The sequence below is a fragment of the uncultured Maricaulis sp. genome, assembly GCF_947259345.1.
In the GTDB taxonomy this organism is placed as follows: domain Bacteria; phylum Pseudomonadota; class Alphaproteobacteria; order Caulobacterales; family Maricaulaceae; genus Maricaulis.
This window is the reverse complement of record NZ_CAMYLS010000007.1, coordinates 1-19,011: the sequence shown is the minus strand read 5'-3', so window position 1 is coordinate 19,011 and position 19,011 is coordinate 1. Positions and strand designations below refer to the sequence as shown.

Below are 19,011 nucleotides of genomic sequence, written 5' to 3'. Positions count from 1 at the left end.
AATCGGTTTTTGTTGTCGGGCATTATGACGCGTCACGCCTGACTTCCCAAATCGTGGCGACAGAGGCATCGCCCGCAACAAGCGCTTGAGCCGATGCGTCGGCTCACCTAGCTTGCGGCCATGGGGAAGACAGTTTCAAAAATCGGTCTGTATCGGGCCTGGCGCTGCGGAATGACAGCATGGTAGCGCGCGTTTGCCGGATTGCCCTGGTTGATGACCATCGCATGTTTGTCGATGGTTTTGCTGTTCTGCTCGGGTCCTTGCGACCGGACTACGAGGTGTGCACCTATGACGCCCCGGTCGCCTTCCTTGAAGACCTGGAGGCGGGGCATACCTTCGACTTGGTCATTCTTGACCTGGTGATGCGCAGCATGAATGGCCTGGCGGTCCTGGCCGCGATGCGTGATCGCCGGTCGCGCGCGCCGGTTCTCGTCCTGTCGGGTATCGGATCAGAGCCGCCGGTTGCCGAAATGCGTTCGCTCGGCGCACGCGGATTTGTGCACAAGTCCGCCGATACGGCCGTTCTCGTCGAAGCGACCGACACCATTCTCTCTGGAAGAACATTCTTTTTCGAGCAGGATGGACGCGAAACAGGGGCACGGGATGCGTTGGCCCCGGACACGGCGGCCCTGGTTGGTGGCGTTCCGGCATTGGCGCCAAGGCAGGCGGAAATCCTCCATCTGATCGGCAAGGGCGAAACCAACAAGGCAATCGCGGCGTCCCTTGATATCAGCGAAAATACAGTGAAGTCGCACCTGAGGGCGATATTCGAGGCGCTGGGAGCACACACGCGTACGGCCTGCGTCCGCAAGGCCCAGGCCCTCGGCCTGATCTGATTGTCGCTTATTCGGGCGATGGCGCCCGAGCCAGGATTTCGAGAAGTACACTTTGCAAACGGGCGGGGTCCGCTGGCTTGGTGATGACGGTTACATCCGGGAGCCCGGCCAGCTTCTCGAACTGGTAGATATCCCCGGTCAGCAGGATTGCCGGTGTGTCGGCCGCCAATTCGCTGCGAAGCGCGGCAATGGTTTCCAATCCATCCTCGCCATCGGCCAGGCGCTTGTCGACAATCAGCAGGGCCGGCTCCGACGTCGCCCAGGACAGAAGATCTATTGCTTCGTCACCGGACTTGGCCGCGACAACCCGGCAACTCCAATCGGTCAACACGATGGCGAGCGAATCCCGGATCGCCGCATCGTCTTCAACGAGGACAACGAGCGGTGTGCCGGTGACTCGTTCCAGCCTTGCAGGGTCGTCAGGCAAGGGCTGGTCCGGGGACGCACTGGCAATGCGGAGCTGGGCGCGTGTGCCTTCGCCGGTCGCGGAGTGGAACTCCAGTTCGGCGCCCAGCTTGCGGGCGAGCTGGCGAACAATCGGCAAGCCGAGTCCGAGTCCGCTTTCGCCCCCATCCACCGGCGCAGCCAGCTGGACATACTCGTCGAAGACCCGGTCCAGTTCACCGGATGGAATACCGGGCCCATTATCGCTGACTTCAATCAGAATGTTTTCACCATCACGGCGGGAGATCAGCCGGATGCGGCCACCGGCCGGCGTGAATTTCACCGCGTTGGAAAGAAGGTTGCGCAGTATGCGCGCCAGGAGAAGCGGGTCGGTGTCGAGGACAGCGGTCTCGATACTGGTTTCCAGGGTCAGGCTGTGCTCGCGAGCCGGATCCAGGAATTCCTGTTCAAGGCCTTGCAGCACTGTCTCGAGCGCGAAGGGGCGGGGCTTGGCGATGATCGCGCCACTGTCGAGGCGCGCGGTTTCAACCAGAGCCTGGAGCAATTGCTGCTGGCTGCTCCAGCACGCCTCGATCTTGTCGAGGAGCTCCAGGTGCTCGGCCTGTTGAAGCGTCCGCCGCATGGCTCCGATGAAGAAGCCCTGCGCTTGCAGAGGCTGGGACAGGTCGTGACTGGTGGCGGCGAGGAAGCGGGACTTTTCCGCGCTCACCTTCTCCACGAGGGCATTCTTCTCTTGCAACCGGCGCGTCAGTTCCTGATTTCGTTCGGCCGCCAGCAGGGCGCGTGTCTGAATCTCGGCGCGCGCACTTACCAGGAGTCCGAAGCCGTAATAGATCAACAGGCCGACACCGATCAGGCGCAGGGGACCTTCCACTGCTACCAGCCAGTAGCTGGCGAAGGGTAGCAGTGTCGCGCTGGCAAGCGCGATGAATGTTGGTCGGTACTCTGCGCTCGGCATCATGCCGCCAACGGTGATCGAGAACACCATGTTGATGGCGATGAACAAATTGAGCAGGGAGGTGTCATCAAGGAAGTTGATGGCGAGGGTGGCCCAGATCAGGCCCGTCACCCCGGAGATGAAAACATGGCCGATCAGGTAGCGTCGGTAATTGGTCAGGTTGACGCCGTTGGAGACGACCAGGCGCGGATAGACAAACACCACGCCGACCATACCGCCAGCCGCCGCAACCCAAATCGCTGCGAAGCGGAAATTGCCGCTCAACATGATCAGGACGGCCAGATACAAAATAACGCCGCCAATGATCAGGCATGACATGCGGGTTCGTGCCAGAAGAAGTCGCGCCTGATCGAGCCGCACCTGTTCGAGGTCAGCACTCAGCACCAAGGCCTCGGGGGCCGCATCTCCGTCCGACGTCGGTGTGGCAGCGTCGGTCATTCGGGCGCTAACTCCAGGCACGGCAGGGAACTCTGGACGGCTCCCGATCCTGCAATCTGCCACTGTGCCAGCAACCGCTCAACCGCCCGTACGGGTGACCCCTGTAGCAATCTTTTCAAGCACGACCTGATGGGCTGCGCGGTCCAGCGGGTAGCGCCAGATCGCGATCGCCATTGGGATCGTGAGGACCGCTGGCAGCCAGCCCGACAGGGCGCGGATTACCATCAGCGCTTCAGGAGAGACAATTTCGGGTGTGTATTGACCGAGCGCCAGCAGGCCGCCAACACACACGGCAGCGAAGCCGGCGGCGGTTTTTTGCACGAAGGTCGTCAGGCCAAAGGTTCGCGTTTCTACCCGGGCGCCGGTCCTGGCATGTCCGAAGTCCACGGCATCCGGCAGCATCGACCAGAACATGATCGGGATGGCAGCATTGCCCAACCCGCTGATCGCGATCGCGATCACGGCCATGCTCGTATTCGGCACCGGCGTCAGTGCAAGGATCAGATAGCCGGTGGCTGCCATCGCCAGGCCGCCAAGAAGTGCGTTGCGTTTGGAGGTTCGGGCCGCAATCATCATCCAGATCGGGGCAGCGAGGATGATTGCCAGGACTGGCGTCGCGAGGGCAAAAGGCACCAGGTCGGGCCGCGCGAGGACGTGATTGACCAGGTAGATCAGGGACTGCGTGAAGAGCCCGTAGCCAATGGTCGCCAGCGCCATGAGCGCCAGCAGGCTCTGCAGGGGTCGGTTCTCGCGCGTCGCAGCCCACAGCCCCCCCAACCCGGCGTCCTGCTTTTCAGGCTGGATATCTGCAGTCAGAGGCGGGGCCTTGCGAACCGCCACGGCACAGATGGTGAGGAGCAGGGCCGCCAGTCCGCCCAGAGAGATGGAGGCCAGCGCATAGCCAAGGCGGACCGCGTCCTCGCCTGTGCGGGCAACGAAAATGGGCAGGAGAATCGCGGTTATCAGGCCACCCAAAGCGGCGAACATGACCCGGACGGTGGAGAGTGCGCTGCGCTCATCGCCATCCGTGGTCAGCCTTGCCGGCAATGCGTTATAGGGCATGCTCGCGAAGGTGAAGGCGGTGCGGAATAGGAGATGCGTCACCAGCGCCCAACCGGTCATTGCCACGAGCGTCTCGAACGGATTGGTAAAGACCAGTGCGAATGCGATTCCCGCTGGTAGGGCTGCCAGAAGCATCTGGCGACCATATCCGGCTCCGCGGTGCGCGCGTCGTTCGGACCAGGCCGACACGATGGGGTCGGATAGTGCATCCCAGACCATGCCTGCCAAGTAAATCAGGCCAGCGAGCACGGGCGGCAGGTCCAGTATGTCTGTGTAATAGAAGAGCAGAAAGAGCGCGCATGCCTGCCAAAGGGCGACGAAGGCAAAGTCGCCGAGTCCGTAGCCGATGCGTTGGCCGAATCCGAGTGGGTCAGGCGGTAGGGGGATGCGTTTGGCGAGGTCTGGCACGGTCTGTCCTGTGCGGTGTTGATGGCAGCGTTCAGCGGTGGGCAGCCACAACTGCGCCCTCGATCCGATATTTCCAGTATCCGCAAGCTACGGCGCGCCTTGCCGGAATTCAAACGTGTAACGCTTGAATGACAGCCTGAATCCCTTGAATTGGGACGCCAACCCAATCTTGAATGCCCTGGCTCGCTTAGCCTGGTCATTCGCGTCGCGGCGAACGCAGCAAGATGTCCGAGGCGGCCGAAATTTCTGACCGAGATCTGGCGCGCCCTGTATGTGGATTGTTCGCAACGCCCTGAGTGGCAAGTCCTTGTTGCGCCGCAGCAAGCAAAGTTTGAAAAAGAAATTGCCACCGGTGTCATAGTTGTGCAGCATGACTGCGATCCAATCTGGCATCCTCGTCTTCAGCTCCGGCATTCTTTGGAACTGGATCAGTCGACGCGAAAATGCTACCGGTGTCATCAAGCCTTGAGCGGCACCGATCGAGGGTCAAAAGTTCAATTGCGGACCGGATACCGGCCGCAGCGGGGAGGAAATGATGAGGAATTCCAATTTGCCCACGGGCAAGCTGCGCCTTTTGGCGGGTTGCGCCACGGCCAGCCTGGTGCTTGGGGCCGCGTTCAGCGCGACAGCCCAAGCTCAGGATGAGGACGTGATCACAGTCAGCGGCTTTCGGAGCAGCCTGGCACAGGCGCTCGATGTGAAGCGAGACTCCAACGGGGTCGTCGATGCGGTGGTCGCCGAAGACATCGCGGCCTTCCCGGATCTCAACCTGGCTGAATCCATTCAGCGTATTCCCGGCATTTCGATCAACCGGGTTGCCGGTGAAGGTCGCCAGATTACGGTTCGTGGTCTTGGCGCCGACTTCACCCGCGTTCGGATCAACGGGATGGAAGCCCTGTCCACGACCGGCGGTTCCGATGCGTCCGGCGGTTCCAACCGCGGTCGCGGTTTCGACTTCAACACGTTTGCCTCGGACCTGTTCAACCAGATCCGAGTGACCAAGACGACGTCCGCGTCCATGGATGAGGGGTCGCTGGGGGCGACTGTCGATCTGCGGACCGCACGCCCGTTCGACTATGGAGAAGGCTTCACCGCCGCCCTGTCGGGCCATATGGGCTATAACAGCCTGTCGGAAGAGACCAGCCCGCGCGTTGCCGGCCTGATGTCCTGGGTCAATCCGGAAGAAACCTTTGGTGCCAACCTGTCCATCGCCTTCTCGGATCGCACGATCATCGAGGAGGGCTTCTCGACCGTGCGCTGGCAGGACGGCAATTTCCGGTCAGTCAATGGCGCTGCCTGCCCGGCCGGCCCGGATTGTGCGAGCATCGACACGAATTCCCGCGTCTACCACCCGCGGATCCCGCGCTATGGTCGTCTCACCAACGAGCAGGAGCGCCTGGGTATCACCGGCGGCTTGCAATTCCGTCCGAGCGATCGCACGACGGTGTCGCTGGATGCGCTCTATTCGCGCTTCGATGCGACCCGCACCGAAAACTTCCTCGAAGTCTTTTTCCGGAGCCAGGAAGGCCAGATCGACGTCAACAGCGTCACGGTCAACCCAGCGCTGAACATCATGGACTCCGGCACGTTCGATATCAGTGCCAACGCCAACGGGACGCATCCGATCCGTTCTGAAGGTCGCTATGACGAGCTGACAACCGACTTCACTCAGTTCACCTTGAACGTCGATCATGACTTCTCCGATCGCCTGCGCGGTAATTTCATTGCCGGTACGGTCACGTCGGATTTCAACAATCCTGTCCAGACCACCATCCTGTTTGACGCTATCGGCGATGTGACGGGCTATTCCTATGATTTCCGGAACAATATCAATACGCCGGCTATCGATTTCGGCTCTCTGGATGTGACCGACCCGTCGCAATTCGCCTTCACGGAAATCCGTGATCGCCCGCAATCGGTTTCCAACAGCTTCGACACCTTTGCGGCGAGCCTCGCCTATGACGCGAACGATACCTGGACGCTGTCGGGTGGTGTGAACTTCAAGCAATATGATTTCGAGACCCGCGAAGCGCGTCGCGAAAGCACCAATGGGTCAATCGTTTGCGCCCTGCCAGGCGTGTCCTGCCCGGTTGGCGCAACGGGTCTGCCGATCACCTCGGACCTCTATACGATCCTGACCGGGTTCGGAAATGATCTCGGTATGCCCAATGGCAATGATACCGCGTGGATTGTGCCGAACATCCAGGCTGCGGCCGCGGCTTCGGGGATCTACGCGATCCCGGGGACGGTTCGGGCCGGCAATCAGCGCGCGGTCAGCGAAGAAGACATGGGCGCGTTCTTCCAGGCCGATTTCAACACCCAGTTCGGTGATATTCCGGTGCGCGGTGATGTCGGCGTGCGCTATGTCGAGACCACCACATCGGCGACTGGTCTGGTGAGCGGCACGGAAGTCACTGTGGAGCGCAGCTATGAAGATACGCTCCCGTCACTGAACCTGACTTTCGAGATGAGCGAGGATTTCCTGATCCGTTTCGGCGCCGCGAAGGTGATGGCCCGTCCGTCGCTCGGCAATCTGACGCCGGGTGGTTCGCTCGACAGCTTCAACGGACCGCCGTTCAGCTACAATGCGGGCAATCCGGGTCTCGACCCGTATCGGGCCACGACGTATGACGCATCCTTCGAGTGGTACTTCGCGGATGAGTCACTGTTTGCGGTCAGTCTCTTCTACAAGGATGTGTCGAGCTTCTTCACTTCTTCGCAGTCGGTCGAAGTCGCTTACAGCCTGTCCGGCCTGCCGGCCAATCTGCCACCGGCATCCAGCCCGCTTTTCAACCTGATCCAGGCGGGCGGTGATCCGTTGGTCGAGATCAGCCAGGTGTCAAATGGTGGCAGTGCCGCCGTGCAGGGTTTCGAAGTGGCCTATCAACAGCCCTTCACCTTCCTGCCGGCCCCGTTCCACAATTTCGGCTTCCAGGGCAATTACACCTATGTGGACAGCGACGAGATCATTGGGTTCTCGCCGAACGCCTACAACGCGACCCTCTACTATGAGGATGAGCGTCTGTCGGCTCGCCTGTCTGCCGCCTATCGCGACGCCTATGTGACGCGCCGAGCCAATGGTTCGGGCCGGGATGAGCGTGGCGTGGATGCCAGCTTCAATCTCGACTTTGCCTCGTCCTACCAGGTCAATGACCAGATCGACATCACCTTCGAGGCGATCAACCTGACCGACGAGTTCGAGCAGCAAATCTTCGACGCCGGCAATCTGCCGAATGTCTATCACCACACGGGCACCGAATTCCTCTTCGGGGTTCGCGCGTCCTTCTGATCAGACTGTCTGACTGATGGCGAAAGGCCCGGCGCAACCACCCCTGCGTCGGGCCTTTTCCTTGTCTTGGGGTGACGGGGGCATCATGCGGATTTCGCGACGAATTGCGCTGGGTTTTGGTTTGGCGGGTGTTGGCACGACCCTGGCCGGGTGCGGTCCGAACGGCAGCGCAGCGGGGCAAGCCAGCTCTGGTGCCTGCGGCGCGTGGGGGCGCGGCCCTGACGGCCAGCGGATCGCCGATCGCGGCGACGGGCGCTTCATGAATCCGATTGTCGCAGGCGATCACCCGGACCCGTCCATCATCAAGGATGGCGAAACATATTATCTGACCTTCTCGACCTTCGATGCCTATCCGGGCCTGATGGTCTGGCGGTCGCGCGACCTGGTGAACTGGGAGCCGCTCGCCCCGGCTCTTCACACGCCGATCGGCTCGGTCTGGGCGCCGGATCTCATCAAGCATGATGGCCGCTACTTCATTTACATTCCGGCCCGCGTACCCGGCTACAAATCCATTTACGTCATTCATGCCAACCGCCCGGAGGGCCCCTGGAGCGAGCCGGTTGATCTCGGGCTGCATGATCATATCGATCCGGGCCATGTCGTTGGCGAGGACGGGCGGCGATACCTTTTCTTGTCCAATGGCGACATGATACGCCTGACGGATGACGGGCTTGCCACGGATGGTGACGTCCAACATGTCTATGACCCGTGGCAGTATCCCGAGAGCTGGGACGTGGAGTGCTTCTGTCCGGAAGGGCCGAAAATGCTGCGTCGGGGTGACTGGTTCTACATGCTCACCGCGGTGGGCGGTACGGCCGGACCGCCGACGGGCCATATGGTGATCGCTGCACGCTCGCGCTCGGTCCATGGTCCCTGGGAGCACGCGCCGAACAATCCCCAGGTCCGAACCCAAAGTCGCGAGGAGCGCTGGTGGTCGCGGGGGCATGCGACGCTGGTGGAAGGGCCGACTCCGGATGACTGGTACCTGATCTATCACGGCTATGAGAACGGCTTCTGGACCCTGGGGCGGCAATGCCTCCTCGAACCGGCGCGCTGGACAGAAGATGGCTGGTTCGAGGCGGTGGGCGGCGATCTGTCGACACCCCTGCCAATGCCACAAGGTGGACAGGCCGTTGCACATGGCATGCCGCTCTCGGACGCGTTCTCCGGCGACCGGTTACGCTCTCACTGGGCCTTCTTCCGCCCCGGGGATGACGAGTATGGCCGCGTCCGGGTCGCCGACAATACGCTCCACCTTGCGGGCCGCGGGGAGCAGCCGGCTGATTGCAGTCCACTCTGCTTTGTCACCGGCGATTTGCGATACGGCGTCGAAGTGGAAATCGAGCGCGATCCAGGCAATCAGGCCGGCCTGATCCTGTTCTACAATGATCGCCTCTATGCCGGCATGGGATTTGATGATGCCGGTATGATCCTGCATCGCTACGGCGAAGAACGGCACCGGGGCCAGGACATCCCTCCGGGCACGCAGCGGCTCTGGCTACGTCTCGAAAACAACCGCCACCTGGTGACGGGGCATTTCAGTCTGGATGGCCAGCGCTGGCAGAAATTCGACGTGCAGATGGAAGTCTCCGGCTATCACCACAACACGGCCTACGATTTTCTCAGCCTGCGTCCGGCGATCTACGCGGCGCGCGGCGGCGAGGCACGTTTCCGCAATCTCGCTTACACCGGCATGTGCGATCTGGAGCGCTGATCTGATGCGGTTTCTGTGCCTTGCCTTCCTCCTTGTCCCTGGCCTGCCGATCCTCGCCCAGGCCCAGCATCGCGAGCCGGATGCGGAGATTGTGATCTGGGGTGACGCTCATGCTCCGGGGTCTGAGCTGGTTGCTGACAGGCTGCGCGAAGTCGTGACCGAGCGCAGTGCGACTCCCCACATCATCCGGGACCGAATGGTGGTCGGAATCACCCGGCCGCGTCTGCTCGTCTTTCGCCCCCAACGTCCCAATGGCACCGCGATGCTCATGCTGCCCGGCGGCGGCTATCAACGTGAAGTGATTGACAAGGAAGGTATCGAGAGCGCCGAGCGCTTCAATGAGGCCGGCGTTACGGTCTTCATTCTGCTCTATCGCCTGCCGCATGAGGGGCATGAAAACGGGGCGGATGTGCCCTTGCAGGACGCGCAGCGATCGCTGCGTCTGATCCGGTCACTTGCCAACGACTACCAGCTCGACCCGGACCGGGTCGGGGTGATCGGATTTTCCGCCGGTGGGCACTTGGCCGGATCGATTTCGACGCGTTTCGATGCCGATGTGTACGCGTTGCGCGATGCGGCCGACGCGATCAGTGCACGCCCGGCCTTCTCAGTCCTTGCCTATCCCGTAGCCCGGATGAGCGGCCCGGCCGTGCATGAAGGCTCGCGTGATCGGTTGATTGGCGCGGCGCCGGAGGCTGAAACAGTGGCTATCTACGATATTGCCGAAGCGGCGCGGCCGGATGCGCCGCCGATCTTTCTCTTTCATGCCGCCGATGACGAAGCCGTGCCAGTCGCTAACGCGCTGGATGTGTTCGCGGCAAACCGGGCTGCCGGGGTGGAGGCGGAGCTTCATGTGTTCGCGGAGGGCGGGCACGGGTTTGGCATCCGTTTTGCCGAAGGCTTGCCGATTGAGGTCTGGCCTGACCTTGTCCTGGCCTGGCTGGAACGTGGCGGATTCCTGCGCGCGGCGGATCAGGTGCCAGGCTGAACGTAGGGGACGCTGGCGAAAAGCTCACGCTCCGCGCCGCGCGGATCATTCTCCATGCGCGGCGGCCAATCGAACATCATGGTTTCGCGATTAGGCAGGGTATAGCGGTCCCAATGCGGCAAGGCGGCATGTTGCGGCGTGCCATGGCGCGCCAAGGCGATGAAGGCTTCACTCATCAGCGCCGCCATATTACGGGCAGTATCGCCATTGCCGGGCAGGGCGCCCTCGACGGCGGTATTGTCGAAAACAAGCGGGATGTCGAAGGTGTGCGGCGCATGGGGCGTACCGAAATCGAGTTGATAGACCCAGGTCGGCGTGTCAGCCTTGGCCCGTTCCTGCGCCTCGATCACCGCGCCTCGCCAGGAACGGGCGGCCGTCGTGGCGGCGTAAAAGACGTCTTCCGCCGACCGTTCCGGGTAAAGTTCGCGATAGTGGGCGATGACGGTTTCCGGACGGATGTCCACACGCATATTGGGAATTAACAGTTCCGGCAGGTCTTCCCAGTCGAGATTTTCGTATTCGGGGCCACGCAGGAAGGCGCGGGTCTCGTCGCGCGTATTGCCGATGATCATCGGGATATGGCGCGACTGTGGCGCAACGTCGGGATAGAAAGGGTGGCGCGGCAGAACGACATCATCCCGCACGGGACCGAAATAGACACGGCCATAGGGCAGGACCGGGTCTGCCGCCGAGAGCGCCTCGACCAGGCGTTCGGACGGCAGATCGAGGATTTGATGGGTACAGGTATCGTCCAGTCCCAGAGCTGCGAGGTAGGCCCGTGACCGTGCGGTCGCATTGGCCGGGCCAGAGGCCGTGACCTGCTGACCGCTCATGGTCGCGGCCGAGTGGAAAAGACCGTCCGCAACCGGCGTCGCCATCAGGCTGGCAATCTTGGCGCCACCGCCGGACTGGCCGAAAACCATAACGCGACCGGGATCGCCGCCGAATCGGGCCGCATTGTCGCTCACCCATTCAAGCGCCAGGACAAGATCGAGCTGACCGGCATTGCCCGAGGCTGCGAATTCGGGCCCCAGCAGGCGCTGCAGATAAAGATAGCCGAACGCGTTCAGCCGGTGATTGACCGTGACCACGACAACATCACCGCGTTCGCAGAGGCGGGTACCGTCATAGAGCGGTGAGGACCCCGACCCGGCCGCATAGGCGCCACCATGGAAATAGACCATGACGGGCCGTCCGGCGTTCTCCTCCAGGCCCGGAGTCCAGACATTGAGAAACAGGCAGTCTTCCGACTGGTTTGGCTCGCGCCCGCCCTGCGGTGAGGCCGCGCCATATTCGATCGCGTCCCGAGTTTCGGTCCACGGGGTTGGCCGTGTCGGCGGGCGAAAGCGGGTCAATGCGGTGTTGGCGCCGTAGCGAATTCCGAGAAAGCGGCAGATGCCATTGGCGCGCGTTCCGCGCACGGGTCCGTTCGTGCTTGTTACGACCGGGTCGCTTTGCCCTGCGCTCGCAGAGCCGGTCGCCAGGACAGACCCGGCGGCACCGGCGGTGGCCAAAAGGGTGCGGCGGTTCACGGTCAGGCTCATCGGATCACTCCTGCATCACTGTCCCTGATGGCGCGTTCAATCTCGTCCAGGCGCGCCATCGAGGCATCGCCGGGTGTGGACATGGCGAGCGCGCCGTGAGCGGCGCCATATTCTACTGCCTCACCGGGCTTCTTGCCTGCCATGAGGGCCCAGCACACACCGGACGCGAAGGCATCTCCACCGCCAACCCGGTCGAGGATGTCGAGGCCCGGGCGTTCCCGGGAGGCATGGAAGGCACCATCCGCATGGAGAAGCGCGGACCAGTCATTCTTGTTGGCGGTCCGGGCTGTGCGGCAAGTCGTGGCGACCACACGCAGATTGGGGAAATCGGCGACTGCGCTTTCGATCGCCGCGCGCGGGTCACCGCCAGACGGCGCGTCGCCCAGGCCTTCGGCGCCAAACAGGACATCAACATGGGGCGCGATCTTGCGATTGAGCGCGCGTGCAGCTGCTGATCCGCCACGTGACGCCCATAGTGAGGCGCGGTAGTTGAGGTCGTAGGACACGACGACACCATGTTGGCGAGCGGCCGCGATGGCTTCGAGCGTGAGAGCGGTGGTGGTTTCGCTGAGAGCGGCGAAAATGCCGCCGGTATGGAACCAGCGCACGCCCTCGTCTCCAAACAGGCTTTCCCAATCAACCTCGCCCGGCTTGAGCGCCGAGGCGGCGCTATGACCGCGATCGGAGACGCCCAGGGCCGGGCGCGGGCCGAAGCCGCGTTCGACGAAGTTGAGACCGACCCGATTGTTGCGGCCAATTCCATCGAAATCGCGCCAGAGTATGTGTGAGGTGTCGACGCCGCCTTGGCAGATGCAATCCTCAACCAGCCAGCCGACATCATTGCGCGGCAGCGCCGTGACCACGGTCGCGGACAGGTCGAAACATTTTCGGGCGGCACGGGCGAGATTGTATTCGCCGCCACCCTCCCAAACCTGGAATTGGCGCGTATTGCGGACGCGGCCTTCGCCCGGATCAAGGCGCAGCATGACCTCGCCCAGCGCAGCGACATCCCAGCGCGTCGAACCGGCAGGCTTGATGGGTAGAAAGCTGTGAGTCATCGGCGCGCGCTCAGAGCGTCACGCCGCCCTTCCACAGGGCGATCTGGCGTTCATCATAGAGCTCGTTGCGCGCCCGCTTGCCGCCAGCGACGTCCAGTATTGTCTGCCAAAGCCGGTCGGCTGTGTCGTCAGCGGCCTCCCCGTCCAGAATGGCGCCGGCGTCAAAGTCGATCCAGTTGGGTTTGCGCTCGGCCAAGCTGGTTTGGGTAGAGAGTTTCAGTGTCGGGACCATCGTGCCGAGCGGCGTGCCGCGCCCGGTGGTGAAGAGTATGATTGTGGCTCCGGCGGCCGCGAGAGCGGTGGTTGAAACCGCGTCATTGCCGGGCGATTCCAGCAGGCTCAAACCGTTGCGGCGCAACCGGTCGCCATAGTCCAGCACGTCCACGACCGGGGCGTTTCCGGCTTTCTGGACCCCACCCAGGGATTTCTCCTCCAGCGTGGTGATCCCGCCTTCGAGATTTCCCGGTGAGGGGTTGGCGTGGACAGGCTCGCCATGACCCAGGAAATACCGCTTGAAGCGGTTCATCATCGTGCCGATCGCGGCATGCACGTCGCGTGATGCGGCGCGTGCCATGAGCAGGTGTTCGGCGCCGAACATCTCGGGCACTTCCGTCAGAATCGTGCTGCCGCCTGCGGCGTCGAGACGGTCAGTGATCCGGCCGAGGAGCGGATTGGCGGTCAGTCCGGAAAAGGCGTCTGATCCCCCGCATTTTAGGCCGATGACGAGATCGGAGGCAGGACACGGTTCTCGCCGGTCCATCTGGCTCATATGTTCGGCGATCTCGACCACCGAGGCGATGCCGGTGTCGAGCTCATCGCCCGCATCCTGGCAGGCGAATGCCCGCACACGCAGCGGATCGGTGTCAGGCATCGCATCAAGCAGGGCGCGGTACTGGTTTGACTCGCAGCCCAAACCGACGAGGAGGACGCCTCCTGCATTCGGATTCTGCGCCAGACCGGCCAGGATGGCGCGGGTCCGGTCGAGATCATCGCCGAGCTGGGAGCAACCGAATGGGTGGGTAATGGCATGGACGCCGTCCACTTGTCCGCGGACCTGATTGGCGGCCATGCGGGCTATCCGTTCGGCCGTCCGATTGACGCAGCCGACCGTGGCGATGACCCAGATCTCGTTGCGAATGCCGACGCGTCCGTCAAAGCGGCGATAGCCCATGAAACTGGCGCTATCGGCCGATTGTGTGGCGACAGGGCGCGGAGCCGCGCCGGCGTGGGCGTAAACCTGTTCGCCCCGCAGTTGCGTCTCCAGATTATGGCTGTGGACGTGGGCGCCGGCGGCGATGTCGCATCGCGCCCGGCCGATTTCGGCGCCATATTTGGTAACCGGATTCCCGGCCCGAATATCGGCGAGGGCGAATTTGTGACCGGGCGGAATGTCATCGACCAGACGCGGCAGATTGGCACCGGGTCGATCGCCCTTGGCCAGTGCCGTGACGGCGACGCCGACGCGGTCGTCAGGATGGACGACAAGCCCTCGTCCGGCGGTAATTCTGTCGATGACATTCATGGTCGCTCTCACCCTTGCTGGCCAGGATGGTAACCGGTGTCATTTTCTTCGGAAAGGGAAAATTTCACGGCCGGCCACAGCCCGCCGTAAAAGCATGACAAGCAAGGAGATGTCCTGTAGTGGACATTTATGGGGTGGATGACCTCGGGGGAATCTTAGCGATGATTGATGGCGACACGCCAGACCAGCCCGAGGCCGCAAAAAGCCTGCGGGATGAATTCAAGGACCGTCGCCCGACCATCAATGATGTCGCCCGGCTGACAGGCGTCTCGAAAAAGACAGTTTCGCGCGTCATCAACAAGTCGCCGGCGGTCAAGGAGGATACGCGCGAAGCCATTCTTCGCGTCATGCACGAGATCGGCTATGCGCCGGACCCGCAGGCGCGCGGGCTCGCCTTTCGGCGCTCCTTTCTGATCGGGATGATCTACGACAACCCCAATCCGCAATATGTCGTCAACATGCAGCAGGGCCTGCTGGACGGTATGCGCGGGACCGGGTTCGAGCTGGTAGTTCACCCTTGCGACCGGGCCAGCGAGACCTTCCTGGAAGATGTTCGCAATTTTGTGGAGCGCCAGAAGCTCTATGGCGTCATCCTGACCCCATCGGTTTCGGAGGACGAGCGGGTTCCGCCAATCCTGCGCCAGATCGGATGCGAGTTCATCCGCATCGCGTCCGTCTCGCTGGATGAGCCGGAACACATGATTGTTTCGCACGACCATCTTGGCGGCGTCGCGGCCGGCCGCCATCTCGCCGAGCTGGGGCACCGGCGGATCGGTTTTATCTCCGGGCGCCAGTCTTTCCGATCGTCTCACGAGCGCCGGCGTGGCCTTGAAGAGGCGCTGTCGGACGCCGAGCTTTCTCTGACTGAAGACCTGGTGGTCCAGGGCGCCTATACGTTCGAGTCCGGTTATGAGTGCGCGCGCGACCTTCTCCAGCGCCCGGACAGGCCAACGGCGATCTTCGCAGCCAATGACGAAATGGCCGCCGGTGTTCTGCAGGCTGCCCGCTCACTCGACATCCGGGTGCCGGACGACTTGTCCGTGGTTGGCTATGACAATTTTCAGCTCGCGGAACGCCTCTGGCCGCGCCTGACTACTGTTCATACCCCGACCCGTGAAATCGGGCGCCGGGCATCGACAAAGCTGGTCAATCCGCAATCGGCTGCCGAGATCGAGCAACAGGATCCGCGCGCCCTGCCCAGCCTGGTCATCCGGGATACGACCGCACCCCCGCAATGACACGCTTGAACTGACGGGCAGGATTTGCACTGATCGGCTCCCGTCACTGCCGGTTGAAACTCAATATGACACCGGTTACCTTCGTGCTCGAGAGTCCGCTGGACAGGATGGTCATCCATGCCCGAAACGACATTTTTTCACGAGGATCGCCTCTTCCCCGCCGACCCGGTCGTGCGCGGGATTGCCCGCGAATTGTATGCCTCTGTGAAGCATCTGCCGATCATCTCGCCGCACGGTCATACGGACCCGCGCTGGTTCGCCGGGAATGCCGCTTTCGAAAACCCGACCGCCCTGCTTCTGGCGCCGGACCACTATATTTTCCGCATGCTCTACAGCCAGGGAATCCGTCTGGCCGACCTCGCCATTCCGGACCGGCAGGGCGTGCCGTCAACCGATCCGCGTGCAGCCTGGCGCCTGTTTGCGGAGCATTATTACCTGTTCCGGGGTACGCCGTCGGCGATGTGGCTGAACCATGTCCTGGTTGAGGTCTTTGGCATTACCGAGCGGCTGAACGCCGCCAGCGCCGACGCGATTTACGACGCGATCGATGTCGCGCTCAGGACCGAGGCCTTCCGGCCGCGCGCCTTGTTCGATCGCTTCAATATCGAACTCATCGCAACGACAGAATCGCCCGTCGATACGCTTGATCATCATCACGCAATCGCCCGCTCGGACTGGTCCGGTCGGGTGATCACGGCCTATCGGCCGGATCCGGTGATCGATGCGGATCACGAGGACTTTTTCTCATCGCTGGAAGCCTTCGGCGAAGTCACTGGCGAAGATGTCTTTAACTGGGATGGCTATCTGGCCGCCCACCGCCAGCGGCGCATTGACTTCATGGCGGCGGGCGCGACCTCGACCGATCACGGGCACCCGACAGCGCGGACCGCGGACCTGGACCCGGGCGAGAGCCGGGCCCTGTTTGATCGTCTGGTCAGCCGCAAGGGTCGCGAGGGTGATGCCGAGCTTTTCCGTGCGCAAATGCTGACTGAAATGGCGGCGATGAGCCTGGAGGATGGCCTGGTCATGCAGATCCACCCCGGTTCCTGCCGCAATCACAATGGCCCGCTTTTCGACAGTCATGGCCGGGACAAGGGCGCCGACATTCCGGTTCCCACCGAATATGTCGAAGCGCTGCGACCCCTCCTCAACCGCTTCGGCAATGAGCCGGATTTCGGCTGTATCGTCTTCACGCTCGACGAGACGACCTACTCGCGCGAGCTGGCGCCGCTGGCCGGTCACTATCCGGCCCTCAAACTGGGGCCGGCCTGGTGGTTCCATGACAGTCCGGAAGGCATGACGCGCTTTCGCGAGCAGACCACCGAAACGGCCGGTTTCTACAACACGGTTGGCTTCAATGACGACACCCGCGCCTTTCTCTCCATTCCGGCCCGGCATGATGTGGCCCGGCGCGTGGACAGCGCCTTCCTCGCCCGGCTGGTAGCCGAGCACCGCCTTGCCATCGACGAAGCGGCCGAACTGATCATCGACCTCACCTACAATCTGGCGAAACGCGCCTACAAACTCGACGTAGAAACCTGAGACAGGACATTCCCATGAAGATCGCGCTCATCATTGAAAACAGCCAGGCCGCCAAGAGCGGTATTGTGCATGACGCCCTGACGGCCGTGGCCGAGCCGCTGGGCCATGAGGTCCATCACTACGGGATGTACACGCTCGAGGACGACGCCTCGCTCACCTATCCGATGAACGGGCTTCTCGCGGGCCTTCTGATCAATTCCAAGGCCGTGGACTTTGTTGTTACCGGCTGCGGTACGGGTGTTGGCTCCAATCTCGCCTGTAACGCCATGCCGGGCGTGTTCTGTGGCCTTGTGGTCGATCCGACCGACGCCTTCCTGTTTGGCCAGATCAATGACGGCAATGCGATCTCCATGCCCTATGCCAAGGGCTTCGGCTGGGCCGCCGAGCTCAATCTGCAGGACTGCTTCCGCAAGCTGCTGGAGCATGAGCGTGGGGCCGGTTACCCGAAAGAGCGCGCCGCCGTAATGGCGAAGAACCGCGGCATTGTTGCGGATCTCAAAGCAGCGTCCTGCCATGACATGCTCACCGTGCTGAAGACGGTCGACCAGGACCTGCTGAAGGCCGCCATCGCGGGCGAGAAGTTCGAACAGCTCTTCTTTGCCCACTGCCAGGATGACGCGATCGCGGACTATATCCGCACCGTGCGGGCATCCTAGCCGTCGCTTCGCGCGGACGGACAGAAACGGAGAGATCCATGCGCCTTTCATTCAACCTCGCGGGCAAGGTGGCACTCGTCACCGGTGGCAATACCGGCCTCGGTCAGGCGATGGCGATTGCGCTGGCGGAAGCCGGGGCCGACATCGTCGTGGCCGGTCGTTCCAGCGCCGCAGAGACCGGCGAGGCGGTCGAGTCTGCCGGTCGCAAATACTACGAGATCAAGGCTGATTTCTCGGATCCGTCCTGCGTGGAAGACGTTGTTGCGTCGGCGGTCGAGCAGGCGGGCCGGCTCGATATCCTGGTCAATAATGCCGGCATCATCAAACGCAATGACGCGCTGGATTTCACCGAGGAAGACTGGGACAGCGTCATGGACGTGAACATCAAGTCCGCCTTCTTCCTGTGTCAGGCGGCGGCCAGGCGCATGATCCCGAACGGGGGCGGCAAGATCATCAATATCGCCTCCATGCTGTCCTTCCAGGGCGGTATCCGCGTTGCCTCCTACACCGCGTCCAAGAGCGCGATTGCCGGCCTGACCAAGCTTCTGGCCAATGAATGGGCCGCCAGGGGCATCAATGTGAACGCCATCGCGCCGGGCTATTTCGCGACCAATAACACCGCCGCCCTGCAGGCTGATCCCGATCGCAATGAACAAATCCTCGGGCGCATTCCCGCTGGCCGCTGGGGCGATCCCTCCGACCTTGGTGGTGCAGCGGTTTTCCTGGCCTCGTCGGCCGCCGACTATGTCCACGGTACGGTCCTGCCCGTCGATGGCGGCTGGCTGGCCCGATAGCCACGAGATTCCCGGACCTTCCCTCCAGCCGACCCTTCGGGGTCGGCTTTTTTTTTGACCGTTCAGCGGCCTTCCCGCCCGCCTGGCGACGCAACAGCGCCAGACTGGAATGCCCGGATGGCAGGCGGGAAGGCGCGCCAGAAGGGCTCCTTTCCTGTGTTTGAAGTGATCGACAGGTTTGCCCGCGCCATGACGATTTCGCCTGGCGGTGTGGGCCGTAGAGGGGTGCGAGGTGCCTTGCCGGTGCCTTGCTATGGAAGTGTTTGTGGGTGGCGCCGGGGGCACCTCGCACACGGAGATTTACTCAGGGCCGTTACCGGCCCCGTCTCGAAACCGACAGGATCAAACGGTCGAGCTTTGTGCCGCCGTCCTGCCGATGGCCACGCCGGGTCGGGTGGTGGTCAAATCCACCCCACCGGACGAGCTCCGTCCTCCCCACGCCCCCGGATAACCAATCCGGGCCTCAGGTGACGCGGGAACAAGGGGAGTATGCGCTGGCGCCGAGGGGGTGGGGATAAGTTTTCTGCAAAAGCCCGCCCCACACACCGTCATCCCGGCG

The 19,011-nt window shown here is 62.5% G+C and carries 13 protein-coding genes; 8 read left to right on the top strand and 5 right to left on the bottom strand.

Translation table 11 applies throughout. The features are described from left to right. Window positions 1-179 precede the first annotated feature (179 nt). Window positions 180-836 (top strand): response regulator transcription factor, encoded by a 657-nt coding sequence (locus tag Q0X62_RS03715; protein ID WP_297731808.1) that lies wholly within the window; start codon window positions 180-182, stop codon window positions 834-836. A 7-nt stretch (window positions 837-843) separates the two neighbouring features. Here Q0X62_RS03715 and Q0X62_RS03710 read toward each other — a convergent pair whose 3' ends face one another. Together Q0X62_RS03710 and Q0X62_RS03705 are read right to left on the bottom strand one after the other, a co-directional pair. Next, window positions 844-2,637 carry a hybrid sensor histidine kinase/response regulator gene (locus Q0X62_RS03710; RefSeq protein WP_297731806.1) on the bottom strand — a complete coding sequence of 598 codons (1,794 nt, stop codon included), beginning with the start codon at window positions 2,635-2,637 and terminating at the stop codon, window positions 844-846. A gap of 78 nt (window positions 2,638-2,715) precedes the next feature. Next, window positions 2,716-4,107: an MFS transporter gene (locus Q0X62_RS03705; RefSeq protein WP_297731804.1), complete on the bottom strand. Its 1,392-nt coding sequence runs from the start codon at window positions 4,105-4,107 to the stop codon at window positions 2,716-2,718. A gap of 535 nt (window positions 4,108-4,642) precedes the next feature. Between Q0X62_RS03705 and Q0X62_RS03700 the strand changes: the two genes are divergently transcribed. The 3 genes from Q0X62_RS03700 (at window position 4,643) to Q0X62_RS03690 (ending at window position 10,098) form a co-directional block, all read left to right on the top strand. After that, entirely contained in the window at window positions 4,643-7,396 is a 2,754-nt protein-coding gene (locus tag Q0X62_RS03700; protein WP_297731802.1) for a TonB-dependent receptor, read from the top strand. 85 nt (window positions 7,397-7,481) lie between these two features. Next, on the top strand, window positions 7,482-9,110 hold the full coding sequence (locus Q0X62_RS03695; protein WP_297731800.1) for a family 43 glycosylhydrolase: 1,629 nt from the start codon (window positions 7,482-7,484) through the stop codon (window positions 9,108-9,110). 4 nt (window positions 9,111-9,114) lie between these two features. Continuing rightward, a complete protein-coding gene (locus Q0X62_RS03690) occupies window positions 9,115-10,098 on the top strand; it encodes an alpha/beta hydrolase (protein ID WP_297731798.1) in 984 nt (327 codons plus the stop codon). On the opposite strand, the gene Q0X62_RS03685 is transcribed toward Q0X62_RS03690, so the two are convergent. From Q0X62_RS03685 to Q0X62_RS03675, 3 genes are read right to left on the bottom strand one after another with little or no spacing between them, the layout of a single operon-like run. Then, a complete protein-coding gene (locus Q0X62_RS03685; RefSeq protein WP_297731795.1) occupies window positions 10,083-11,642 on the bottom strand; it encodes a carboxylesterase/lipase family protein in 1,560 nt (519 codons plus the stop codon). The two genes, Q0X62_RS03690 and Q0X62_RS03685, sit on opposite strands and share 16 nt — an antisense overlap. Next, window positions 11,639-12,700, bottom strand: coding sequence for a sugar kinase (locus tag Q0X62_RS03680; protein ID WP_297731793.1), 1,062 nt, complete (start codon window positions 12,698-12,700; stop codon window positions 11,639-11,641). Before Q0X62_RS03680 ends, Q0X62_RS03685 begins: the two co-directional genes overlap by 4 nt. A 10-nt stretch (window positions 12,701-12,710) precedes the next feature. Next, window positions 12,711-14,222 carry a UxaA family hydrolase gene (locus tag Q0X62_RS03675; RefSeq protein WP_297731791.1) on the bottom strand — a complete coding sequence of 504 codons (1,512 nt, stop codon included), beginning with the start codon at window positions 14,220-14,222 and terminating at the stop codon, window positions 12,711-12,713. A gap of 161 nt (window positions 14,223-14,383) precedes the next feature. Here Q0X62_RS03675 and Q0X62_RS03670 point away from each other — a divergent pair, with 161 nt between their 5' ends. From Q0X62_RS03670 to kduD, 4 genes are all read left to right on the top strand, one after another. Next, window positions 14,384-15,460 (top strand): LacI family DNA-binding transcriptional regulator, encoded by a 1,077-nt coding sequence (locus tag Q0X62_RS03670; protein WP_297731790.1) that lies wholly within the window; start codon window positions 14,384-14,386, stop codon window positions 15,458-15,460. A 117-nt stretch (window positions 15,461-15,577) separates the two neighbouring features. Beyond that, window positions 15,578-17,002 carry a glucuronate isomerase gene (uxaC, locus tag Q0X62_RS03665; protein ID WP_297731788.1) on the top strand — a complete coding sequence of 475 codons (1,425 nt, stop codon included), beginning with the start codon at window positions 15,578-15,580 and terminating at the stop codon, window positions 17,000-17,002. Between the two features lie 14 nt (window positions 17,003-17,016). Beyond that, on the top strand, window positions 17,017-17,658 hold the full coding sequence (locus tag Q0X62_RS03660; RefSeq protein ID WP_297731784.1) for an RpiB/LacA/LacB family sugar-phosphate isomerase: 642 nt from the start codon (window positions 17,017-17,019) through the stop codon (window positions 17,656-17,658). Window positions 17,659-17,696: 38 nt separating this feature from the next. Further along, window positions 17,697-18,452 carry a 2-dehydro-3-deoxy-D-gluconate 5-dehydrogenase KduD gene (gene kduD, locus Q0X62_RS03655; protein ID WP_297731782.1) on the top strand — a complete coding sequence of 252 codons (756 nt, stop codon included), beginning with the start codon at window positions 17,697-17,699 and terminating at the stop codon, window positions 18,450-18,452. Window positions 18,453-19,011 lie beyond the last annotated feature (559 nt).